The organism is Streptomyces sp. NBC_00335 (assembly GCF_036127095.1).
Taxonomy (GTDB): Bacteria; Actinomycetota; Actinomycetes; order Streptomycetales; family Streptomycetaceae; genus Streptomyces.
Genome location: NZ_CP108006.1, coordinates 7,131,890 through 7,153,042, shown reverse-complemented (window position 1 = coordinate 7,153,042; position 21,153 = coordinate 7,131,890). Strand labels below are relative to the sequence as shown.

21 protein-coding genes and 1 riboswitch are annotated in these 21,153 nt (G+C 71.7%); of the genes, 8 read left to right on the top strand and 13 right to left on the bottom strand.

Annotation, left to right across the window (positions count from 1 at the left end; translation table 11 throughout):
* Nucleotides 1–47 precede the first annotated feature (47 nt).
* The 7 genes from hisG to ribD all read right to left on the bottom strand — a co-directional run bounded on the left by hisG (nucleotide 48) and on the right by ribD (nucleotide 5,637).
* Complete coding sequence (gene hisG / locus OHA37_RS32525; RefSeq protein ID WP_266910574.1) at nucleotides 48–896, bottom strand: ATP phosphoribosyltransferase; 849 nt, start codon at nucleotides 894–896, stop codon at nucleotides 48–50.
* A gap of 121 nt (nucleotides 897–1,017) precedes the next feature.
* Complete coding sequence (locus tag OHA37_RS32520) at nucleotides 1,018–1,296, bottom strand: phosphoribosyl-ATP diphosphatase (protein WP_266910572.1); 279 nt, start codon at nucleotides 1,294–1,296, stop codon at nucleotides 1,018–1,020.
* Between the two features lie 28 nt (nucleotides 1,297–1,324).
* Nucleotides 1,325–1,816, bottom strand: a complete 492-nt coding sequence (gene ribH, locus OHA37_RS32515) for a 6,7-dimethyl-8-ribityllumazine synthase (protein ID WP_266910570.1) — start codon at nucleotides 1,814–1,816, stop codon at nucleotides 1,325–1,327.
* Between the two features lie 76 nt (nucleotides 1,817–1,892).
* Complete coding sequence (locus OHA37_RS32510) at nucleotides 1,893–3,194, bottom strand: bifunctional 3,4-dihydroxy-2-butanone-4-phosphate synthase/GTP cyclohydrolase II (protein WP_266910568.1); 1,302 nt, start codon at nucleotides 3,192–3,194, stop codon at nucleotides 1,893–1,895.
* Nucleotides 3,191–3,844, bottom strand: coding sequence for a nicotinamide mononucleotide transporter family protein (locus tag OHA37_RS32505; RefSeq protein WP_266910566.1), 654 nt, complete (start codon nucleotides 3,842–3,844; stop codon nucleotides 3,191–3,193). Before OHA37_RS32505 ends, OHA37_RS32510 begins: the two co-directional genes overlap by 4 nt.
* A complete protein-coding gene (locus OHA37_RS32500) occupies nucleotides 3,841–4,479 on the bottom strand; it encodes a riboflavin synthase (protein ID WP_266910564.1) in 639 nt (212 codons plus the stop codon). The genes OHA37_RS32505 and OHA37_RS32500 overlap by 4 nt, the downstream gene beginning before the upstream one ends.
* A complete protein-coding gene (ribD, locus tag OHA37_RS32495) occupies nucleotides 4,480–5,637 on the bottom strand; it encodes a bifunctional diaminohydroxyphosphoribosylaminopyrimidine deaminase/5-amino-6-(5-phosphoribosylamino)uracil reductase RibD (RefSeq protein ID WP_443046244.1) in 1,158 nt (385 codons plus the stop codon). It lies immediately after the preceding gene.
* Between the two features lie 152 nt (nucleotides 5,638–5,789).
* Nucleotides 5,790–5,920: riboswitch (FMN riboswitch) on the bottom strand.
* A 449-nt stretch (nucleotides 5,921–6,369) separates the two neighbouring features.
* Between ribD and OHA37_RS32490 the strand changes: the two genes are divergently transcribed.
* Nucleotides 6,370–8,751 (top strand): chitinase C-terminal domain-containing protein, encoded by a 2,382-nt coding sequence (locus tag OHA37_RS32490; protein ID WP_266910562.1) that lies wholly within the window; start codon nucleotides 6,370–6,372, stop codon nucleotides 8,749–8,751.
* Nucleotides 8,752–8,896: 145 nt separating this feature from the next.
* Here the strand turns inward: OHA37_RS32490 and OHA37_RS32485 are convergent, their stop codons facing one another.
* Complete coding sequence (locus OHA37_RS32485) at nucleotides 8,897–10,075, bottom strand: ROK family transcriptional regulator (RefSeq protein ID WP_266910560.1); 1,179 nt, start codon at nucleotides 10,073–10,075, stop codon at nucleotides 8,897–8,899.
* Nucleotides 10,076–10,129: 54 nt separating this feature from the next.
* On the opposite strand from OHA37_RS32485, the gene OHA37_RS32480 reads away from it, so the two are divergent.
* The 4 genes from OHA37_RS32480 (at nucleotide 10,130) to OHA37_RS32465 (ending at nucleotide 14,235) form a co-directional block, all read left to right on the top strand.
* Nucleotides 10,130–11,359, top strand: a complete 1,230-nt coding sequence (locus OHA37_RS32480; protein WP_266910558.1) for an MFS transporter — start codon at nucleotides 10,130–10,132, stop codon at nucleotides 11,357–11,359.
* 81 nt (nucleotides 11,360–11,440) lie between these two features.
* Complete coding sequence (locus tag OHA37_RS32475; protein ID WP_266910556.1) at nucleotides 11,441–12,853, top strand: uracil-xanthine permease family protein; 1,413 nt, start codon at nucleotides 11,441–11,443, stop codon at nucleotides 12,851–12,853.
* 76 nt (nucleotides 12,854–12,929) lie between these two features.
* Nucleotides 12,930–13,580 (top strand): DUF5995 family protein, encoded by a 651-nt coding sequence (locus OHA37_RS32470; RefSeq protein ID WP_250741452.1) that lies wholly within the window; start codon nucleotides 12,930–12,932, stop codon nucleotides 13,578–13,580.
* Nucleotides 13,581–13,623: 43 nt separating this feature from the next.
* Entirely contained in the window at nucleotides 13,624–14,235 is a 612-nt protein-coding gene (locus OHA37_RS32465; RefSeq protein WP_266910553.1) for a hypothetical protein, read from the top strand.
* A gap of 19 nt (nucleotides 14,236–14,254) precedes the next feature.
* On the opposite strand, the gene OHA37_RS32460 is transcribed toward OHA37_RS32465, so the two are convergent.
* On the bottom strand, nucleotides 14,255–15,277 hold the full coding sequence (locus OHA37_RS32460) for a LysR family transcriptional regulator (RefSeq protein ID WP_266910551.1): 1,023 nt from the start codon (nucleotides 15,275–15,277) through the stop codon (nucleotides 14,255–14,257).
* A gap of 135 nt (nucleotides 15,278–15,412) precedes the next feature.
* On the opposite strand from OHA37_RS32460, the gene OHA37_RS32455 reads away from it, so the two are divergent.
* On the top strand, nucleotides 15,413–16,744 hold the full coding sequence (locus OHA37_RS32455) for an MFS transporter (RefSeq protein ID WP_266910549.1): 1,332 nt from the start codon (nucleotides 15,413–15,415) through the stop codon (nucleotides 16,742–16,744).
* Here the strand turns inward: OHA37_RS32455 and OHA37_RS32450 are convergent.
* From OHA37_RS32450 to OHA37_RS40850, 4 genes are all read right to left on the bottom strand, one after another.
* Nucleotides 16,650–18,347, bottom strand: a complete 1,698-nt coding sequence (locus OHA37_RS32450) for a flavin monoamine oxidase family protein (protein WP_266910547.1) — start codon at nucleotides 18,345–18,347, stop codon at nucleotides 16,650–16,652. The genes OHA37_RS32455 and OHA37_RS32450 overlap by 95 nt on opposite strands.
* A gap of 74 nt (nucleotides 18,348–18,421) precedes the next feature.
* The gene (locus OHA37_RS32445) at nucleotides 18,422–19,222 is read right to left on the bottom strand and encodes a carbon-nitrogen hydrolase family protein (protein WP_266910545.1); all 801 of its coding nucleotides are present in this window, start codon (nucleotides 19,220–19,222) and stop codon (nucleotides 18,422–18,424) included.
* 177 nt (nucleotides 19,223–19,399) lie between these two features.
* Nucleotides 19,400–19,882: a hypothetical protein gene (locus OHA37_RS32440; protein ID WP_266910543.1), complete on the bottom strand. Its 483-nt coding sequence runs from the start codon at nucleotides 19,880–19,882 to the stop codon at nucleotides 19,400–19,402.
* A 44-nt stretch (nucleotides 19,883–19,926) separates the two neighbouring features.
* Nucleotides 19,927–20,043: a putative leader peptide gene (locus tag OHA37_RS40850; RefSeq protein WP_443046243.1), complete on the bottom strand. Its 117-nt coding sequence runs from the start codon at nucleotides 20,041–20,043 to the stop codon at nucleotides 19,927–19,929.
* Between the two features lie 178 nt (nucleotides 20,044–20,221).
* Between OHA37_RS40850 and OHA37_RS32435 the strand changes: the two genes are divergently transcribed.
* The gene (locus OHA37_RS32435) at nucleotides 20,222–20,929 is read left to right on the top strand and encodes a GNAT family N-acetyltransferase (protein ID WP_266910541.1); all 708 of its coding nucleotides are present in this window, start codon (nucleotides 20,222–20,224) and stop codon (nucleotides 20,927–20,929) included.
* Between the two features lie 93 nt (nucleotides 20,930–21,022).
* Nucleotides 21,023–21,133: a putative leader peptide gene (locus tag OHA37_RS32430; RefSeq protein ID WP_323182381.1), complete on the top strand. Its 111-nt coding sequence runs from the start codon at nucleotides 21,023–21,025 to the stop codon at nucleotides 21,131–21,133.
* The last annotated feature ends 20 nt before the right edge of the window (nucleotides 21,134–21,153 follow it).

Below are 21,153 nucleotides of genomic sequence, written 5' to 3'. Positions count from 1 at the left end.
TGCCTTCGGGTGGTGCCGGATGAAGAAAGGTGCGCGAGGCGGACCCGTCAGAGGCGGCAGGCGTGGATCGAGGTGGTGAGGATCGCCCGCGCGCCGAGCTCGTACAGGTCGTCCATGATCCGCTGGGCCTCCTTGGCGGGGACCATGGCGCGGACGGCGACCCAGCCCTCGTTGTGCAGCGGGGAGACGGTCGGCGACTCCAGGCCCGGGGTGAGGGCGACCGCGCGCTCCAGGTGCTCGGCGCGGCAGTCGTAGTCCATCATCACGTAGCTGCGGGCGACCAGGACGCCCTGGAGGCGGCGCAGGAACTGCTGCGCGCGCGGGTCCTCGGGGTCGGTGCCGTTGCCGCGGATGACGACGGCCTCGGAGGTCATGATCGGCTCGCCGATGACCTCCAGTCCGGCGTTGCGCAGGCTGGTGCCGGTCTCGACGACGTCGGCGATGATCTGGGCGACGCCGAGCTGGATGGCGGTCTCGACCGCGCCGTCGAGGTGGACGACGGAGGCCTCGATGCCCTGGTCGGCGAGGTGCTTCGCGACGATTCCCTCGTACGAGGTCGCGATGGTCATCCCGTGGAAGTCCTCGGGGCCCTTCGCGGTGCCGGGGATGGTGGCGTAGCGGAAGGTGGAGCGGCCGAAGTTCAGCGGCAGGATCTCCTCGGCGCTGGCGCCGGAGTCGAGCAGCAGGTCGCGGCCGGTGATGCCGATGTCGAGCTTCCCGGAGGACACGTAGATCGCGATGTCCTTGGGGCGGAGGTAGAAGAACTCCACCTCGTTGTCGGGGTCGACGACCACGAGCTCCTTGGACTCCTTGCGCATCCGGTAGCCGGCCTCATGGAGCATCGCCGACGCCGGTCCGGAGAGTGAACCCTTGTTGGGGACGGCGATGCGCAGCATGGGGCTTCCTTTGGTGCGTAGGTGCGAAAGGGTGTGCTGGTACGTGTGCGGGGCGCGCGGACGCCCCGGCAGCCTGTGCCGGGGCCGCGCGGACTTGCCGCGGCCTGTGAACCGCTGCGGCCTAGAGGTGCGCGTAGACGTCTTCGAGGGTGATCCCGCGCGCCACCATCATCACCTGGACGTGGTAGAGCAGCTGGGAGATCTCCTCGGCGGCGGCTTCCTTGCCCTCGTACTCGGCGGCCATCCAGACCTCGGCGGCCTCCTCGACGACCTTCTTGCCGATGGCATGGACGCCCTTGCCGACCAGCTCGGCGGTGCGGGAGGTGCCGGGGTCACCGTTGGCCTTGAGCTGGAGCTCGGTGAAGAGCTCTTCGAAGCTCTTGGGGGTTTTGTTCGCCATGATGGTCCTCAGAATACGGGGTCGGCGACTACCTGCTGGCGCCAGGGTTCGTGACGGCCCGCAGGATCATGGCGGTGGAGACGGCGGCGGTGACCGCTTCGTGCCCCTTGTCCTCGTTCGACCCCTCGAGCCCGGCGCGGTCCAGCGCCTGCTCGTCGTTGTCGCAGGTCAGTACGCCGAAGCCGACGGGGACTCCGGTGTCGATCGACACCTGTACCAGGCCCTGGGTGACGCCCTGGCAGACGTAGTCGAAGTGCGGGGTGCCGCCGCGGATGACCACGCCGAGGGCGACGATGGCATCGTAACCGCGACCGGCCAGTACCTTGGCCACGACCGGGAGCTCGAAGCTGCCCGGGACCCGCAGCAGGGTGGGCTCGTCGATCCCCAGCTCGTGCAGGGCCCGCAGGGCGCCGTCCACCAGGCCGTCCATGACCTTCTCGTGCCACTGGGCCGCGATCACGGCGACGCGCAGGTCTCCGCAGTTCTTCACGCTCAGTTCGGGTGCGCCCTTGCCGCTCACAGCTCTGCTCCTCGTTGCGATTCGTGTGGTGTGGGGTGGTGTGGTGTGGGGTGGTGCTCGGGGATGGTGTTGCCGGTTACTGGTTGCCGCAGGCGGACGTGGTCACTGCCCCGTCCAGCCAGGGCAGGTCGTGGCCCATCCGGTCCCGCTTGGTGCGCAGGTAGCGCAGGTTGTGCTCGCCCGCCTCCATGGGCATCGGCTCCCGGTCGGAAACCTTGATGCCGTGGCTGATGAGGGCCGCCGACTTCTCGGGGTTGTTGGTCAGCAGCCGGACGCTGTGGACGCCGAGGTCGGCGAGCATCTGCGCGCCGGCCCCGTAGTCGCGGGCGTCGGCGGGCAGGCCCAGCTCCAGGTTGGCGTCGAGGGTGTCGCGGCCGCGCTCCTGGAGCTCGTACGCGCGCAGCTTCGACAGCAGGCCGATGCCGCGGCCCTCGTGGCCGCGCAGGTAGACGATCACACCGCGGCCGGCCGCCTGGACCCGCTGCATGGCGGTGTGCAGCTGGGGGCCGCAGTCGCAGCGCTGCGACTGGAAGATGTCCCCGGTCAGGCACTCGGAGTGCATCCGGACCAGGACGTCCTCGCCGTCGCCGATCTCGCCGTGGACGAGGGCGACGTGCTCGACCCCGTCGACGGTGGAGCGGAACCCGTACGCGGTGAACTGGCCGAAGGAGGTCGGCAGGCTGACCTGGGCCTCACGGCGCACGGTCGGCTCGGCGGAGCGGCGGTAGGCGATCAGGTCCTCGATGGAGATGATCGTCAGGCCGTGCTTGCGGGCGAAGGGGATCAGCTCGGGCAGCCGCAGCATCACCCCGTCCTCGCCGGCGATCTCCACGATGGCGCCGGCCGGGCGCAGGCCCGCGAGGCGGGCGAGGTCGACGGCGGCCTCGGTGTGGCCGTTGCGGGCCAGGACGCCGCCGGGCTTGGCGCGCAGCGGGAAGACGTGCCCGGGGCGGACGAAGTCGCCCGGGCCCGAGACCCCGTCGGCCAGCAGCCGCAGGGTGGTGGCGCGGTCGGCGGCCGAGATGCCGGTGGTGACTCCGTGGGCGCCGCTCGCGTCGACGGAGACGGTGAAGGCGGTCTGCATCGATTCGGTGTTGTGCTGGACCATCTGCGGGAGTTCGAGCCGCTCCAGCTCGTCGCCCTCCAGGGGCGCGCAGATCAGGCCGCGGCACTCGCTCATCATGAAGGCGATGATCTCGGGGGTGGCCTTCTCGGCCGCGATGACGAGGTCGCCCTCGTTCTCGCGGTCCTCGTCGTCGACGACGACCACCGGGCGGCCGGCCGCGATGTCGCGGATGGCCTGCTCGACGGGGTCGAGCCGGAACGTCTCCTGCTCGACGCCGGGCACGGGCTTCAGGACGGGGTTCGGGGAGGTCATGCCGTTGCTCCTTCCAGAGCCGGGGCGGTGGTGGTGCGCGAGCGCTGGTACCAGTCGTAGGCGCCCCAGACGACGAGGGCGAAGTACACGACGTAGACGAGGCCGGAGAAGGCCAGTCCGCTGTTGAAGGCGAGGGGTACGCCGACCAGGTCGACGAGGAGCCAGGCGAACCAGAACTCGACCAGGCCGCGGGCCTGGGCGACCATCGCGACGATGGTGCCGACGAAGATGTAGGCGTCGGCCCACGGGCTCCACGACAGGCTCGGGTAGAGGCTGAACAGGCCGCCGACGGCCAGGGTGCCGGCCACCGCGCCGCCCAGCAGGAGGCCGCGCTCCTTCCAGGATGCGGTGCGGACGGCGATGGAGCCGTCCTGAGCGTCCTGCTTGCCGCGCTGCCAGGCGCGCCAGCCCCACGCGGCCACGCCGATGACGAGGAGCTGCTTGCCGACCCCGCCGGAGAGGTGCGCGGAGGCGTAGGCGCCGACGAGGATCAGGCCGGAGAGGAGCTGGGCAGGCCAGGTCCATATGGAGCGCCGCCAGCCGAGCGCGAGGGCGCCCAGGCCGATCAGGTTGCCGATCATGTCGGACCAGATGACCTTCTGGTCGAAGACCTCGAAGGCCTCGGTGTTGAGCCAGGTCAGGGCGCTCACTTCGACTCCCCCGTGGTGTGGAGCACGTTCGAGGCCAGGGGCGTGACCCCGGCGGCCAGCAGGCGCTCGACGTACTTCGCCAGGACGTCGACCTCCAGGTTGACCGGGTCGCCGGGCTTCTTGATGCCCAGGGTGGTCAGCGCGAGGGTGGTGGGGATCAGGCTGATGGTGAACCAGTCGGCGGCGGCCTCGACCACGGTGAGGCTGACGCCGTCGACCGTGATGGAGCCCTTCTCGACGACGTAGCGCGAGAGGTTCTCCGGGAGGGCGACCTTGACGATCTCCCAGTGCTCGGAGGGGGTCCGCGAGACAATCTCGCCGGTTCCGTCCACGTGCCCCTGGACCAGGTGGCCGCCGAGCCGTCCGCCGAGCTCCATCGGGCGCTCCAGGTTGACCCGGGAGCCCTGGGTGAGGGCTCCGAGGCTGGAGCGGTTCAGGGTCTCCTGCATGACGTCGGCGGTGAACTCGCCGTCGCCGGTCTCCACGACCGTCAGGCAGACGCCGTTCACGGCGATGGAGTCCCCGTGCTTGGCGTCCACGGTGACGACCGGGCCGCGCAGGCGGAAGCGGGAGGCTTCCGCGAGCTCCTCGACGGCGACGACCTCGCCCAGTTCTTCGACGATTCCGGTGAACACTCAGTGCTCCTTGAGGGCTGTGGGGGCGGAGGGGGCCGACGCGGGGACGGCGGTGACGCGGATGTCCGTGCCGATGCGGACGGTTTCGGTGATCCGGAGCCGGAGCGCGTCGGCGAGGGTGCCGATGCCGGCGTCGGCGAGGGCGAGGGGGCCCGCGCCGAGGAGGACGGGGGCCAGGTAGCCGATGACCTTGTCGACGGCCCCGGCGGCGACGAAGGCGCCGGCCAGGGTGGGGCCGCCTTCGAGGAGGACGGAGCGGATGCCGCGCCCGTACAGCTCGCGCAGCAGGGCGTCCACGGAGATCCCGTACTTGTCGTACGGGAGCCGGGCCAGCTCCACTCCGGCGAGGTGGCGGGTGTCCGCATCCTCGGCGACGGCGATCAGGGTGGGCGCGGCTTCGTCCAGGACACGGGCGGTGGGCCGGATGGTGGCGTGGGTGTCCAGGACCACGCGCAGGGGCTGGTGGGCGGCGGTGAAACCGTCGATCCCCCGGACCGCGAGGTGCGGGTCGTCGGCGCGCAGGGTGCCGGATCCCACGACCACGGCGTCGGACTCGGCGCGCAGCCGGTGGACGTCGGCGCGGGACTCGGGGGAGCTGATCCAGCGGCTGGTGCCGTCGGCGGCCGCGATGCGGCCGTCGAGGGTCGCGGCGTACTTCCACAGGATGTACGGGCGCCCCAGGCGTACGGAGGTCAGCCAGGCGGCGTTGCCCGCCTCGGCCTCCTCGGCGAGCAGCCCGGCCGCGGTGTCGATCCCGGCGGCGCGCAGGGTGGCTCCGCCACCGCTGGCCTGCGGGTTCGGGTCGGAGACGGCGTAGACCACGCGGGCGATCCCGGCGGCGATGAGGGCTTGCGCGCAGGGTCCCGTACGGCCGGTGTGGTTACAGGGTTCGAGGGTGACGTAGGCGGTGCCGCCCCTGGCCGCCGGGCCCGCCGCGTTCAGGGCGTGGATCTCGGCGTGCGGGCCGCCGGCCCGCTCGTGCCAGCCTTCGCCCACGACGGCGCCCGAGGCGTCGGTGATGACGCAGCCGACGACCGGGTTGGGGCTGGTGGAGCCGAGTCCGCGGGCGGCGAGCTCGATGGCTCGGCGCATGGCGCGGGTGCCCGCGTCGGGTGCTGCGTGCGCGGCGTGTGTCGCCACCGGGTCCTCCTGCCTCATCGGGCACGGACTCCGGGGCCTGTCGGGATACGACAGATGAAGCGGGTAGCACACGCGGGGACGCCGAGGCCGGAAAACACGGTCCGTTCGACGACACGTCCCGAGGGATGTGCCGGTGGACCGCCGACGGCGGCGTACCGGTGACTGGCCCGCCGCGCACTGCCTCCCATCCGGACTTTAACCGTCGGTCCAGGAATTTCACCTGGTCAACCGGCCGCTGGCTGCGGACGGGTCGCGGACTATAACCGCCGGTTCGGAATTACACCGACCCCGGAGTGCGCTGCTACTGGTACTGAAGCCAGTGTGCCACGGGTGATCGGCGGCCATGCGGGTGAGTCAATGTGGCCTGGGTCACACGTTCGGTCGTTCTTGAGCGCGTCGATTGCGCCGTTCGGCCGATTCGCTCCCCATCCGCAGCGACGCACGCACCTCCACCCGTGGTGACGCGCACACCCCCACCCGCGGTGACGCGCGCACCCACACCCATGGCGACGCGCACACCCCGCCCATATCGACGCACACACCCCAGTTCGCACCGACGCGCACACCCGCGCCAGGACTTGCCGGATCGCGCACTTTGGTCCAGACCTATTGACGGGTTGGTCTAGTCCTCTTAACGTTCCCTTCATCTTCCCCGGGAGACAGCCCGTCAGATGTGCGCACGTCACGGGCCAACACGCACCACGTTCCAGCCTGTTGTGTCCTGCCATCCTCCCCTCCCCAGGAGGCACAATGCTGTCCCCCACCAAGACGAGAGCCATGCTCCTGACGTCCGGCGCCGCAATCGCCGGTCTGCTGGTGGCCGGGCTCTCGGCGGGCGTCTCGCACGCCGCCGACAACGAGTCCTGTCGCCCCGACGGTCTGTACAAGACCGCGGGCGTGGACGTCCCGTACTGCTCGGTGTACGACACCGAGGGCCGCGAGAAGATGGGCGCCGACCACCAGCGCCGCGTCATCGGCTACTTCACGGGCTGGCGCACGGGCAAGGACGGCACGCCCGCCTACCTGCCCCACAACATCCCGTGGTCCAAGGTCACGCACCTCAACTACGCCTTCGCCCACGTGGGCAGCGACAACAAGATCTCCGTCGGTGCCGACAACGCGAACAACTCCGCCACCGGGATGACCTGGCCGGGAGTCGCGGGCGCCGAGATGGACCCCGCCCTCCCTTACAAGGGCAATTTCAACCTGCTGAACAAATTCAAGAAGCAGTACCCGAACGTCAAGACGCTGATCTCGGTCGGCGGCTGGGCGGAGACCGGCGGCTACTTCGGCGACGACGGCAACCGCGTCGCGTCGGGCGGCTTCTACTCGATGGCCACCAACGCCGACGGCTCGGTCAACCAGGCCGGCATCAACACCTTCGCGGACTCCTCGGTCGAGTTCATCCGCAAGTACGGGTTCAACGGCGTCGACATCGACTACGAGTACCCGACCACCATGAAGGACGCGGGCAACCCGCTGGACTGGCAGCTGGCCAACGCCCGCCGCGCCGGTCTGGTCAAGGGCTACGACGCCCTGATGAAGACCCTGCGCGAGAAGCTGGACCGGGCCGGCGCCGCCGACGGCAAGCACTACCTGGTGACCGTCGCCGCCCCCTCCTCCGGCTACCTGCTGCGCGGCATGGAGACGTTCCAGATGCAGAAGTACCTGGACTACGTCAACATCATGTCCTACGACCTGCACGGTGCGTGGAACGAGTACGTGGGCCCCAACGCCTCGCTCTTCGACGACGGCAAGGACGCCGAGCTCGCCGCCGCGAACGTCTACGGCAGCTCCCAGTACGGGAACATCGGCTACCTCAACACCGACTGGGCCTACCACTACTTCCGCGGCTCCATGCCGGCCGGCCGCATCAACATCGGCCTGCCGTACTACACCCGCGGCCACAAGAACGTCCAGGGCGGCACCGACGGTCTGTGGGGCAAGGCCTCCGCGACCACCTGCCCGGCCGGCGCGGGCCTGACCAAGTGCGGTGACGGCGCGGTCGGCATCGACAACCTGTGGCACGACAAGGACACCAACGGCGTCGAGTCGCCGGCCGGTTCCAACCCGATGTGGCACGCCAAGAACCTGGAGAAGGGGATCGTCGGCGACTACGTCACCAAGTACGGCTTCCCCGCGAACACCACGCTGACCGGCACCTACGCCCGCAAGTACGACTCGACCCTGGTCGCGCCGTGGCTGTGGAACGCGCAGAAGAAGGTCTTCCTCTCCACGGAGGACGAGCAGTCGGTGGCGGCCAAGGCCGACTACGTGATCGACCGCGGCATCGGCGGCACGATGGTCTGGGAGATGGCGGGCGACTACGCCTGGAACGCCACCAAGGGCCAGTACGAGATCGGCGACACGCTGACCTCCCTGATGTACGACAAGTTCAAGGCCGCCTCCCCGTACGGCGCCAAGAAGTCCAACACCGCGCTGCCGACGCAGGCCGTGGACATCAAGACGGAGTTCACCGAGTTCAAGCTCGGCGACTCGAACTACCCGATCACCCCGAAGCTCAAGATCACCAACAACACCACGGCCACCCTGCCGGGCGGCACGGAGTTCCAGTTCGACTACTCGACCGCGTCTCCGGCCAACGCCTCCGACCAGTCGGGCTTCGGCACCAAGGTGATCAAGAGCGACCACACCGGCAGCAACGTCGGCGGTCTGAAGGGCGACTTCCACCGGGTCTCGCTGAAGCTCCCGGCCTGGCAGACGCTCGCTCCGGGCGCCTCGGTCGACCTGGCCTTCAACTACTACCTGCCGGTCTCGACGCCTTCCAACTGGACGGTGAACATCTCCGGCACGACGTACGCGCTCGCCGGTGACCTGGCCCGCGGCACCACCGTGGTCCAGCCGGGCAGCACCACGCCGCCCACGACCCCGCCGACGACTCCCCCGACCACGCCGCCCACCACCCCGCCGACCACTCCCCCGACCACGCCGCCCACCACCCCTCCGGGCGGTACGTGCACCAACCCCGCGTACGTGGCGGGCACGGTCTACAACAGCGGCAACCTCGTCTCCCACAAGGGCCGCAACTGGAAGGCCCAGTGGTGGACGCAGAACGAGGAGCCCGGCACCACCGGTGAGTGGGGCGTCTGGAAGGACCAGGGCGCCTGCTGACACCCCTCGGGGTGACCGCGTAGGTGAAGTGACGTGACGTGAAGTGACGTGAGGACCCGGTGGCCCGGCGGCCACCGGGTCCTCGCGTTCCCCGGCGCGCGGTTCCCGGCCGCTCGCGGGGCCGGCCGACACCGGGCCGCGGCCCTCAGGCCGCGAACAGGACGGACTGCGCCGACTCCCGGGCCGCCAGCCGCGCCCCCGTGAGCACCGCCGGGTCGCCGAGGGTGCTGGCGCGGACCTCGGTCGGGACCGGGCTCAGGGCGGTGAGGCGGCGGGCGACCCTGGCCGCCAGGGCGGGTCCGCCCGCGCGGCCGAGCGCCCCGCCGAGCACGACGCAGCCGGGGTCCAGGATCGCGGCGACGGCCGCCGCCCCGAGGGCCAGCCGGTCGGCCAGGGCGTCGAGGAAGGCCGGTCCGGCGGCGCCCGCGACGGCCTCCTCGACCGGCCCGTCGAAGCCGTGGGCCGCTGCGAGCGCGGCCACCCCGGCCCGCCCCGCCAGCTCGTGGAAGCCGCCCTCGCAATTCGTGGCGGAGGGGAGGCCGCCCGTCCCGGGCACCGGCAGGAAGCCGATCTCCCCCGCCCCGCCGGAGGCGCCCCGGCGCAGCCGCCCGTCCAGGACCACGGCGGCACCGGCCCCTTCGCCGAGCCAGAGCAGCACGAAGGACTCCAGGTCCCGGGCCGCCCCGACGCGCTGTTCGGCCAGGGCCGCCAGGTTGGTCTCGTTCTCCACGACGACCACCGCGGGCAGCCGCCGCTGCAGCGCCGCCACCAGGTCCCGGTGCCAGGCGGGCAGTCCGGCGCTGTCGCGGAGCTCTCCGGTGCCGGGGGCCACCAGCCCGGGCGCTCCGATCACCACCGTGTGGAGCCGGTCGGCGCCCGCCTGCCGGGCGAGTTCCTCCAGCCGGTCCACCGCTTCCTCCACGGCGTCCACGGGCAGGGCCGCCTGCGCCAGCGGCCGGCCGAGGAGGTCGGCGACGACCGCCGTGGCGCTGTCCGTCCGTACGTCGAGCGCCGCGAGGTAGGCCCGCCGCGCCACGATCCCGTAGAGCTTGGCGTTGGGTCCGCGCCGCTGTTCGCCGGATTCCCCGACGACCTCGATCAGTCCGGCTCCGGTGAGGCGTTCCACCAGGTCGGCGACGGAGGGACGGGACAGGCCGGTCAGCTCCTTGAGCTGGGGGGCCGTCAGCGGGCCCTCCTCCTGCAGGAGCTGGAGGGCGAGCCGGTCGTTGATGGCCCGGGCCGTGCTCGGCGAGGCGGGGGACGGAGCGGGGGACGCGGCGCGGGTGGTGGCGGTCAGCGCCTTGGCAGGAGTCACGGCGCCCATCCTAGGAGTTCCGGGGCTTAACTATCAGGCAGGGTCCCTGATAGTTTACGTGTCATGACCGGGGAAACCGACCTCAGCCCGGCGCGACTGCGCCATGCCCGCTTCGCCATCGCCGGCGTCTTCTGCGCACACGGCGCGGTCACCGGCTCCTTCGCGACCCGCATCCCCTGGATCCAGGAGCACGCGCAGCTCAGCGCGGGCACCCTGGGCCTGGCCCTCGCCTTCCCCGCGCTCGGCGCGGCGCTCACGATGCCGCTGGCCGGCCGCATCAACCACCGGTTCGGCGCGCGCACCGCCCTGCGGATGCTGCTGAGCCTGTGGACGCTCGCCCTCATCCTCCCGAGCCTCGCCCCGAACCTGTGGACGCTCTGCTTCGTGCTCTTCGTCTACGGGGCGACCGCGGGCATGTCGGACGTGGCGATGAACGCGCTGGGCGTGGAGACCGAGAACCGGCTGAAGCGCTCGATCATGTCCTCGCTGCACGGCATGTGGAGCGTGGGCGCCCTGATCGGCTCGGCCGCCGGCACGGTCGCCGCGCACGCGGGCGCCGATGCCCGTCTGCACCACCTGATCGCCGCGCTCGCCCTGACGCTGGCCGGGCTGATCGCCGTACGGGGCGTCCTGGACCTGCGCACCGACACCGCCGGGGAGGAGGCGCCGCCGCACTTCGCGCTGCCCCCGAAGTCGGCGCTGTTCATCGGCGCGATCGGCTTCTGCGCGGTCTTCGCGGAGGGCGCGAGCCTGGACTGGTCCGCGGTGTACCTGCGGGACGTGCTGCACACGGACGCCGGTCTCGCGGCCGCCTCGACCACCGCCTTCGCGCTGACGATGGCGCTCGCCCGGCTCGTCGGGGACAAGGTCGTGGACCGGTTCGGGGCCGTGCGCACGGTCCGTGCGGGCGGCGCGCTCGCCACCGCGGGCGGGCTGCTCGTGGTCACGGTCCACCAGCCGGCCGCGGCGCTGGCCGGGTTCGGGCTGATCGGGCTCGGCATCGCGGTGGTGGTCCCGCTGGCCTTCGCGGCGGCCGCGCGCAGCGGTCCGGCGCCGGCGCAGGCCATCGCCGGTGTCGCGACGATCACATACACCTCGGGTCTGATCGCCCCGTCGGCGATCGGCGCGGTGGCCGACGCGACCTCGCTGGTGGTGTCGTTCGGGCTGGTCACGCTGCTGTCGTTCGCGCTGATCGTGGGGGCGACCGTACTGCGGCAGCGGCCGGTGGCAGCGGGGGCCGCCGGGGCGGCGGAGGCGGCCAACCGGGACGAACCTGCAGCTATCCGGCCGTAATATGTCGCCTGGTCACCTACGGCCTCGTAGCGTGGCCACGCTCCTGATGCACGACGAAGAACGAACGAAAAGCGGTGGAACATGGGCCTCGGCGTGCGCTGGACCCTGCACGGAGACGGGCGGACCCCCGCCCCCGGCGCGGTGGTGCGGCCGGACGAGCGGCTGTCGTGGCCGCGGACCGCCGGGCTCGGCGCCCAGCACGTCGTGGCGATGTTCGGAGCCAGCTTCGTGGCGCCGGTCCTGATGGGGCTGGACCCGAACCTCGCCATCATGATGTCCGGTGTCGCCACCGTCATCTTCCTGCTGGCGACCCGCGGCCGGGTCCCCTCGTACCTGGGCTGCTCGCTCTCCTTCGTGGGCGTGGCGGCGGCGATCCGGGCGAGCGGCGGGGACAGCGCGGTCGTCACGGGCGCGGTCTTCGTGGTCGGCGCGGCCCTGTTCCTGGCGGGGCTCGCGGTCCAGCGGTTCGGTGCGCGGATCATCCACGCGGCGATGCCGCCGGTGGTGACGGGCGCCGTCGTGATGCTGATCGGCTTCAACCTGGCGCCCGTCACGGCCTCCACGTACTGGCCGCAGGACCAGTGGACGGCCCTGCTGACGATGCTGTTCACCGGGCTGGCCGTGGTCTGCCTGCGGGGCTTCTGGTCGCGGATCGCGATCTTCCTCGGCCTGATCTTCGGGTACGGCATCTCCTGGGTCTTCGACCTCGTCTTCGGCAAGATCCACTCGACGATGGGCGGGCCGGACGCCGTCGACCACTGGCGGCTCGACCTGTCCGGGGTCGCCAAGGCCGACTGGGTCGGGCTGCCGACCTTCCACGCGCCGGCCTTCGAGTGGTCGGCGATCCTGATCGCGCTGCCGGTGGTCATCGCGCTGATCGCGGAGAACGCCGGACACATCAAGGCCGTCGGCGAGATGACGGGCGACCCGCTCGACGACAAGCTCGGCACGGCCATCGCCGCCGACGGCGCCGCGTCGATGCTGTCGACGGCGGTGGGCGGCCCGCCGAACACCACGTACTCCGAGAACATCGGCGTGATGGCCGCCACCCGCGTCTACTCCACGGCGGCCTACTGGGCGGCGGCCGGCTTCGCCCTCCTCTTCGGCCTGTGCCCGAAGTTCGGCGCGGTCGTCGCCGCGATCCCCGGCGGGGTGCTGGGCGGGATCACCGTGATCCTGTACGGGATGATCGGCCTGCTCGGCGCCCAGATCTGGATCAACGGCCGGGTGGACCTGCGCAATCCGCTGAACCTGGTGCCGGCCGCGGCGGGCATCATCATCGGCGTCGGCGGGGTCAAGCTGAACATCAGCGACAGCTTCGAGCTGGGCGGGATCGCGCTCGGCACGATCGTCGTGATCACGGGCTACCACGCACTGCGGTACTTCGCGCCGGCGCACCTCAAGCAGCAGGAACCGCTGCTGGACTCGGGCACGTCCGCGTACGACGAGGCGGACGGGAGCCCTGCCGGGGAGCCCGGCGACAAGCGGGGTTGACGGAGTTTCGCCCGAACCGGGGAAGCGTACGGCCAAGTTCCCCTGATCCCGGCCCGCGGCTGCGACGCTGCCTCCCATGGTCCCCATGGAAGCGGTGCTGGCGCGGATGCGCGCCCTGGACGAGCGGCTCCCCGAGCGGGACGGCGTCGCCGTCTTCAACCGGGTGTACCTCACGGTGACGCAGACCCTGCACGAGGGGATCGCGCACGGCGCGTTCCCCTCGCCCCGCCGGGCCGAAGCACTCAGCGTCCGCTTCGCCGAGCGCTACCTGACGGCGGTGGAGGCCGACCGGGCCCCGGCGTGCTGGCGGCCGCTGCTCCAGTACCGCCGCCATCCCGGGATCCGGCCGCTCCAGCACGCACTGGCCGGGATCAACGCGCACATCGGCCACGACCTGGCGCTGGCCGTGGTCGCCACCTGCCGCTCGCTCGACTGCGAACCGGCCGCGCTCGAAGCGGACTTCGACCGGGTCGGTGACACCCTGATCTCCCTGGAGGAGCACATCCGGGAGGACCTGATGCCGGGCCCGGACCTGCTGGAGATCGCGGACCCGCTCACGCACCTCCTCGGTGCCTGGAGCCTGGAGCGGGCCCGCGCGGGCGCCTGGGCCTCGGCCCGCCTGCTCTGGTCGCTGCGCCGCTCCCCCGATCTGGCGGAGGAGTTCACCGAGTCCCTCGACGCGGGGGTCGGCCTGGTCGGCCGCTGCCTGCTGACCCCGACGGGCTGAAACCCCGGTGCGTACGGTGAGCGGCCCGGCCTAGGCTCGGCCCATGACCAGCTTCGCCACGCACCGGCTCCGCGTGCACGACGCCACGCTGCCGGTCCACCGGCGGATGTCGGCCCTGCGCACCTGCCTGACCGAGTTCGCCCCGTACGGGCTCCGCGCGACCTTCCACCATCTGCGGGGCAGTGCGGGCATCCCCCGCGACCCGGCCCGGGACCCCGACTCGCTGGTGCGGGCGGTGGAGGAGCTCCAGGCCGCCCGGGAGGTGTGGGTACCGGGCATCCTGGCCTGGCAGGAGGCCCGGCGGGTCCAGAAGCGGGCCGGACTGCGTCCGGCGGAGCCGCCCGAACCGCGGTCGTGGGTGTGGTGCCCGAACCTGGAGTTCCATCCGCTGGGCCCGCTGGCCGAGGTGATGCCGCGGATCCTGCGGGCGCGGGAGTACCCGGGCGAGGGCTGCGCGGTGTGCGAGGCCGACCACTCCACCCTGCGCTGGAGCGACGGCCACCGCGTGTACGCGCTGTGCGCGCACTGCGGGGTGGAGCGGGGCGCGTCGACCGTCGAGGCCGTCGACGACCTTCACCGCCGGATCGCGTGCGCCTCGCGCTGGGGGGCCGTCTGGCGCGGAGACGCGGAGTGGGAGCGACCGCCCCGGACGTGAACGCCGGCCGGCGTCGCGATCACCGGGGCGGCCCTGCGTCCGCTTCGGCTTCCGTACGCGGTCGGACCCGGCGACGGGGTGGCCACGCGGGTGTCCATGCGGGTGTCCACGTCTCGCTGCCGGGACGGTCGGGGCCGTTGGTGCCCTCGGGGCCCTCGGCCCGGGTGGATTCGAGGTGGTCGCGCAGGGTGGCGAGGGCCGGGTGCGGGTTGTCGCGGCGCCAGATCAGTGAGTGCGGGTAGACGGGAGCCGGGCCGGTCACCGGGATGAGGCGCAGGCCGTGGCCGGCGGGCCAGACGAGCCGGGTGTGCGCTCCCATGAAGGTGGCCAGGGCCGGTGTGTCGGCGATGGTGTCCAGGAGTGCGTCGGAGCCGAAGTTGGGGCCCGTCGCCTCGATGGTGAGGCCGAACTCGGCGACGAGGTCGTCGTAGTAGGCGGCCCACTCGGTGCCGGGCGTGATGCCGGGCATCCAGATCCGGTGCCCGGCGAGCTGCGTGAGGGTCACCGACCGGGCTCGCGCCAGGGCGTGGGCGGGGCCCGTGAGCAATTGGAGCGGCTCGTCGAGCACCCGGACGGACTCGATGTCCTCGGGTAGGGGCCGGCCGGGCGCGGCGACGGCGCGGAAGGACGCGTCGATCGCCCCGGACCGGATGGCGGCGACGGCCGTGTCGATGTCGAACATCATCAGCACGTCGAGGTCGATCTCGGGGTGTGCGCGGTGGAAGCCCCGCATCAGGCCCGACCCCGCGCCGCGCGAGTTGAGCACGTCGACGCGCAGCGGACGGCGGCCGGTGAGCACGGAGGAGACCGCGCGCTCGGCAACACGCAGCAGCTCGCGCGCGTGGGGCAGGAAGGCCTGCCCGTCGATGGTGAGCTCGGTGCCGCGCGCCGCGCGGACGAAGAGCCGTACACCGAGGCTCTTCTCCAGGACGGCGATGCGCTTGGAGACGGCCTGCTGGGTGATCGCCAGGTCGGCGGCGGCTTCCTGGAACTGGCCCGTGTCGGCGACGGCGACGAAGGTGCGTACGGCTTCGAGATCCACGCCGACCACGTTAGTGCACAACTGATGGTTGTGGACCGTCGACGCATTGGTTGTTTGACCTGGCGCCGCCCTGCTCGCTTAGCTCTTTCGAGACAACGCGGGTTTGTTCACCTGGATATCAAGGGGGCGCTGACCATGGCGGGCAGGAGGTCTCTTGGCCGACGGTTCGGGTGGCTGTGGGCGGCGTACGGGGTCAGCACGTTCGGTACGCGGCTCGCGTTCGACGCGTTCGCGCTGATCGCGATCCTGGTGCTGCACGCCGGGCCGGTCCAGGTGTCGGTGCTGGCCGCCACGGGGCTCGCGGTGGGGGCCGCGGTGGCGGTGCCGCTCGGGCCGTGGGTGGAGTTTCGCCGCAAGAGGCCGGTGATGGTCGCGATGGACCTGATCCGGTTCGTGGCGCTGATGAGCGTCCCCGCCGCGTACGCACTCGGTCTGCTCGGTTTCGTCCAGCTGCTGGTGGTGTCCGTCGTCGTGGGCGCGGCCGACATCGCCTTCGGCGCGGCCGGTGGCGCGTACCTGAAGGCGCTGGTGCCGGCGCAGGACCTGCTCGTCGCGAACGGACGGTTCGAGTCGACGAACTGGACCGCCACCCTGATCGGACCGCCGGTCGGCACGGCCGCGATCGGGCTGTTCGGACCGGTGACGACCGTGACGGCCGATGCGGTCAGCTATCTGCTCTCGGCCGCGGGGATCCGTGCGATCGGCGGCGGCGAGCAGCGCCCCGTGCGCACCGGAGCCGAGCGGGCCCGGTTCCGTCCCGGCGATCTGCTCGACGGGTGGCGGTTCATCCTGGCCCACCCGACGCTGCGTCCCCTGTTCTTCAACACGGTCCTGGTCAGCGGCCTGATCATGGCGACCCTGCCCCTGCTCGCCGTGCTCATGCTCGGCCCGCTCGGGTTCGCCCCCTGGCAGTACGGCCTCGCGTTCGGCCTGCCCTGTGTCGGGGGCGTCATCGGCGCCCGGCTGGCCCGGCGGCTCGTCGCCCGGTACGGGCGGCGCAGGGTCCTGCTCGCCGCCGGGACGCTGCGGGCGTGCTGGTCGGCCGGTCTGGCCTTCGTCCGGCCGGGCGCGATCGGGCTCGTACTGGTCATCGTGGTCGAGTTCGGGCTGATCACGTGCATGGGCGTGTTCAATCCGGTGTTCGCCGCCTACCGGCTCGACCGGACGCCCGCGGACCGGATCGCCCGCACCCTGACGGCGTGGTCGGTGACCGGCAAGGCGACGATCGCGGCCATGACGGGGCTGTGGGGCGTGCTGGCGGGTTTCGCCGGCCCCCGCACCGCGATCGCCGTGGCCGGTCTCCTCATGCTGATCACCCCCGCCCTGCTCCTGAAGGCGGTTCCGGCTTCAGGAGCGGCGGCGCACGCCGGGGTCAGTCCTCCGGGAGTTCGACCGGGGCGATCTCGTCGTAGACGTCGCCCGGGCCGGGGTTCGTGGAGTCCGTGGAGCCGCCGAGGTGGTGCATGACGCCCCAGACGGCGTTGAGGGCCGTCTGGACCGCGCCCTCCGCCCAGCCCGCCGTCCAGGAGATGTCGTCGCCCGCGAGGAAGATGCCGCGCTTGTCCTCGGGGAGGCTGTCCTGCATGAAGTGGGTGAACAGGCGGCGCTGGTAGCGGTAGTGGCCCGGCAGGTTGGCCTTGAACGCGCCCATGAAGTAGGGCTCGTTCTCCCAGGACACGGTCACCGGGTTGCCGATGATGTGGCGGCGGATGTCGACCTTCGGGTAGATCTCGCCGAGGGACTTGAGCATGACCTCCATCCGCTCGTTCGCGGACAGCGGCAGCCACTTCAGGCTGTCGTCGCACCAGGTGTAGGACAGGCAGATGACGGCCGGCTTGTCGGGACCGTTGTCCAGGAGGTACGTGCCGCGGGTCATGCGGTCGGTCAGGGTCATCGACATGACGTCGCGGCCCGTCTCCTCGTCCTTGTCCAGCCAGAACGGACGGTCCACCGGGATGAAGAGCTTGGAGCTCTCCATGTAGTGGGTGCGTTCGATCGCCGTCCAGTGGTCGATCGGGAAGAGCGTGTCGTCGCACGCGATCTTCGAGAGCAGCATCCAGGACTGGGCCGTGAAGATCGCGGCGCGGTACGTGCGGATGTCACCGGTGGCGTCCGTGACCGTGATGCGGTTGCCCGCCGTGCGGTGCAGGCGGGTGACCGCCGGGCGCGGGGCGCCGCCGTGCAGGGAGGAGAGGGAGGTGCCCTGGGCCCAGTGCACGATCTTCTCGGGCTCGCGGTCCCACATGCGCAGCGGGAGCTGCTGCGAGCCGCCCACGATGCCGCGGTGGTGGTCGTCGGCCTCGGTGTAGACGACGCGCAGGATCTCCAGGATGGAGTTCGGGAAGTCGGTGTCCCAGCCGCCCGTGCCGAAGCCGACCTGGCCGAAGATCTCGCGCTTGCGGAAGGACTTGAAGGCCTCGGACTTGCAGAGGAACCCGTAGAAGGTCTCGTCGTCGAGCTTCTCGACGAGCTTCGCCCAGATCTCCCGGATGCGCGGGACGTCCCGCTCGCGCATGGCGGTGTTCATGTCGGAGAAGTCGGCGCCCTCGTCCAGGCAGGCATTCCACGCGGCGGACACGTCGCGGTAGACCTGCGGGAGGTCGGCGATGGTCTCGGCGTAGTGGGTCTCGCCCTTGAGGTCGACGACCGTCGAGGGGGTGGACTCGGCGAGGGGGTTCGGGAAGGGCTCGGTGACCAGGCCGACGAGGTCGATGTAGTGCTGGAGGGCCGTGGAGGACGGCGGGAAGCGCATGGCGCCCATCTCCGCGGTCAGCTCCTCGGTGCCCGCGCCCTCGAAGCCCACGGTGCGCAGCCGGCCGCCGATCTGGTCGGCTTCGTAGACGACGGGCTTGAGGCCCATCTTCATCAGCTCGTACGCGGAGATGATGCCGGACAGCCCGCCGCCGATGACGGCGACTTCGGTGCCGTGCTCGGTCGCCGGTATCTGCCCGAGGCCCGCCGGGTGGGCGAGGAAGTCGTCGTACGCGTAGGGGAAGTCCGGTCCGAACATCGTGATCGGCATCGATCCGTCGCTGTGCGGGACGGCGGTGGTGGGCACCGTGGACGTCATGGGGTACGACTCCTAGCGGGGTGGGGCAGGGGGAAGGGCAAGCAGGGGGAGCGGCGGCGGTTCGCGGGCCGCGGTCAGACGAGCGAGGCGTACAGACCGGGCCGCCGGTCGCGCAGGTACGGGTTGGTCTCGCGCGAGACGCGCAGCAGCTCGGGGTCGGCCTCGCCGAACACCAGCTCCTCGCCGCGGCCGGCCCGGGTCCGGGTGACCCCGTCGGGACTGGCCAGGCAGCTGAGGCCGACGAACTCGAACTCGCCTTCCGGGCCGGTGCGGTTGACGTACGCGATGTACATCTGGTTCTCGAAGGCCCGTACGGGGACCAGCTGTTCGGCGACGAACTGGAACGGGTGCATCTGCGCGGTCGGCACCAGGAGGAGGTCGGTGCCGGCCAGCGCGTGCGCCCGGACGTTCTCGGGGAACTCCACGTCGTAGCAGATCATCACGCCGACGCGCAGGCCGCCGAGGTCCGCCTGGACCACCGGGGTGTCGCCGGGGGTGAAGGCCGCCTGCTCGAAGCAGCCGAAGAGGTGGGTCTTGCGGTAGTTCGCCAGCCGCTCCCCGTCGGCGCCGACGAGCTGCGCCGCGTTGTAGACGGCGTCGCCGTCCCGCTCGGGGTAGCCGTAGAGCACGGCCAGCCCGTGGCGGCGGGCGATCTCGCCGATGGCGCGGGCGGACATGCCGTCGGCCGGTTCGGCGAGCCGCGCGATGTCCTCGATCTCCAGCGCGTAGCCGGTCAGGAACATCTCCGAGGTCACGAGGAGCCCGGCCCCCGCCTGTGCGGCGCGTGCCGCGGCCTCTTCGAGCGCCTTCAGGTTGTCGGCGGTGTCGCCGAGCCGTCCGGAACTCTGGAGGAGGGCGGTGCGCAGCGGGGGCATGGGCGTACCTCTGTGGCAGGAGGGGTGGGGGTCCTTAGACGGTACGTTCGCGCGTTCGACCGGGACAAGCCGTGACCGTTGCGCGCCGCGCATCGATTCGTTGCGCATTGGCGGGCGTGGGCGGCGATTCGTTGCGCGGAGCCCGTACGAACGGTCCGAAAGGCCCTTCCGGGGGTTTTACGAGGCCGGGCGGAAGGCCGGGTGGACGCTCAGCCGGCGCAGGTCTTCCAGGATGTCGGGGGCGTGGTTGGAGACCACCCGGCCGCTCCAGCCGTCGCAGAGGGCGGGGACGGTGAGCGTGCCGTCGTGGTCGTGCCCGGCGGCCTCGTAGGCGCGGCGGAGCGCGTCGTGCCCCGCGGGGTCGGAGCCGGGCCGCAGGACGGTCAGGGCCACGGTGTCCCGGAGGCCCAGCTCGGCGAAGGCGGCGGTGACGCCGAGGCAGCGCGGACAGTCGTCGGCGGCCACGTAGAGCCGGTAGCGGTGCGGTACCGGCGAGAAGCCGGTCCCGATCCGGCCCCGGAGGACGGCGGCCCGGACGCGGCTCCGGGCGGGCGCCGGGACGGGGGTCTGGGCAGGGCTCTGGACAAGGCTCGGGACATGGGTCTGGGCAGGGCTCGGGGCAGGCGTCTGGACATGGGTCTGGACATGGGTCTGGGACATGGGTCTCCTCGGTCTGTGTGCGTACGCGCGTGCTCGGCGGGGCCTCAGGAGGCCGGGGCCGTGGCACTGCAGACGCGGAGGAGATCTATGTGCAGCCGGCGGGTGAGCCAGGAGCGGCGCAGCGGGGTGGTGGAGGAGGAGGGTGTGATGAGCTGGTCCACCGGGGCCCCTTCCTGTCCGCCACCCCCATTAGGCTGGCGTTCGCAGTCTCATGGCACCGCCAGGGGCCGTCAAGACCGCCCGCACGAGTCCGTACAAGTGCCCGTACAAGTGCCTGCGCAAGTGGCCGCACAAGCACCTGCGCAAGCGCCTGCGCCCGAGGGAAGGAACCTCCCGCTCATGTCCCGTGCGTCCCGGCCCGACGCGGTCCTCGACAATCCCGTCTGGGCCGCGCTCGACGGCCCGCACCGGGGCTTCGCCGAGACCGGTCCCGCCGGACTCGCCGCCCGGTACGCGGCCGGCGTCTCGCCCTTCGCCGCGCTGGCCGACCCGGAGGATCCGCGGGCCTGGGCGGATCTGGCCGAGCTCGCCGGTCCCGGTCGGGAGGTCTGGGTGACCGGGCTGCCGACCCCGCCCGCGGGCTGGGAGACGCTGATGTCGATACCGGGCGTACAGCTGGACGGCCGGGCGGTACGGGGCAAGGAGGAACCGGAGGCGGTCCTGCTGGGGCCCGCCGACGTGCCCGAGATGCTGGAGCTGGTCGAGCTGACCCGGCCGGGCCCGTTCGGGGAGCGCACCGTCGAGCTGGGCACGTACCTCGGGATCCGCCGCGGCGGCCGGCTCGTCGCGATGGCGGGCGAGCGGATGCGGCCGCCGGGCTGGTCGGAGATCAGCGCCGTGTGCACGCACCCCGAGCACCGGGGCGAAGGGCTCGCCGGGCGGCTGATCCGCGCGGTCGTGGCCGCCGTGGAGGAGCGCGGGGACACCGCGTTCCTGCATGCCGCGGCGCAGAACACCTCGGCCGTGGGGCTGTACCTCTCGATGGGCTTCACCCTGCGCCGCGAGCCGGTGTTCATCGGGCTTCGCACGCCCGACACGAAGCATTAACACGGATTGACATTCCATCCGTTGTGGCCCGGTCCCCCCTGATCTAGCGTCGGAGGGACGACCGGAACACGAGGTGAAGGGGGGTGGCAGGGCATGACCGTACGAACCGCCGGTGACGCCCTCACCCCGCGCCGCGCCGTCCACCTGCATTCCCGCGCGCACATCGACCTCCTGCGCGTCGCCGGTTCCCTCTGTCGTTCCTGATCAGCGTTCCGCGTTTCCGC

Coding starts and splice junctions, on each gene's coding strand:
- hisG (WP_266910574.1), bottom strand. CDS start 896: ATGCTGCGCATCGCCGTCCCCAACAAGGGTTCACTCTCCGGACCGGCG.
- OHA37_RS32520 (WP_266910572.1), bottom strand. CDS start 1,296: ATGGCGAACAAAACCCCCAAGAGCTTCGAAGAGCTCTTCACCGAGCTC.
- OHA37_RS32510 (WP_266910568.1), bottom strand. CDS start 3,194: ATGACCTCCCCGAACCCCGTCCTGAAGCCCGTGCCCGGCGTCGAGCAG.
- ribD (WP_443046244.1), bottom strand. CDS start 5,637: ATGAGGCAGGAGGACCCGGTGGCGACACACGCCGCGCACGCAGCACCC.
- OHA37_RS32490 (WP_266910562.1), top strand. CDS start 6,370: ATGCTGTCCCCCACCAAGACGAGAGCCATGCTCCTGACGTCCGGCGCC.
- OHA37_RS32485 (WP_266910560.1), bottom strand. CDS start 10,075: ATGGGCGCCGTGACTCCTGCCAAGGCGCTGACCGCCACCACCCGCGCC.
- OHA37_RS32480 (WP_266910558.1), top strand. CDS start 10,130: ATGACCGGGGAAACCGACCTCAGCCCGGCGCGACTGCGCCATGCCCGC.
- OHA37_RS32475 (WP_266910556.1), top strand. CDS start 11,441: ATGGGCCTCGGCGTGCGCTGGACCCTGCACGGAGACGGGCGGACCCCC.
- OHA37_RS32470 (WP_250741452.1), top strand. CDS start 12,930: ATGGTCCCCATGGAAGCGGTGCTGGCGCGGATGCGCGCCCTGGACGAG.
- OHA37_RS32465 (WP_266910553.1), top strand. CDS start 13,624: ATGACCAGCTTCGCCACGCACCGGCTCCGCGTGCACGACGCCACGCTG.
- OHA37_RS32455 (WP_266910549.1), top strand. CDS start 15,413: ATGGCGGGCAGGAGGTCTCTTGGCCGACGGTTCGGGTGGCTGTGGGCG.
- OHA37_RS32450 (WP_266910547.1), bottom strand. CDS start 18,347: ATGACGTCCACGGTGCCCACCACCGCCGTCCCGCACAGCGACGGATCG.
- OHA37_RS32445 (WP_266910545.1), bottom strand. CDS start 19,222: ATGCCCCCGCTGCGCACCGCCCTCCTCCAGAGTTCCGGACGGCTCGGC.
- OHA37_RS32440 (WP_266910543.1), bottom strand. CDS start 19,882: ATGTCCCAGACCCATGTCCAGACCCATGTCCAGACGCCTGCCCCGAGC.
- OHA37_RS32435 (WP_266910541.1), top strand. CDS start 20,222: ATGTCCCGTGCGTCCCGGCCCGACGCGGTCCTCGACAATCCCGTCTGG.
- OHA37_RS32430 (WP_323182381.1), top strand. CDS start 21,023: ATGACCGTACGAACCGCCGGTGACGCCCTCACCCCGCGCCGCGCCGTC.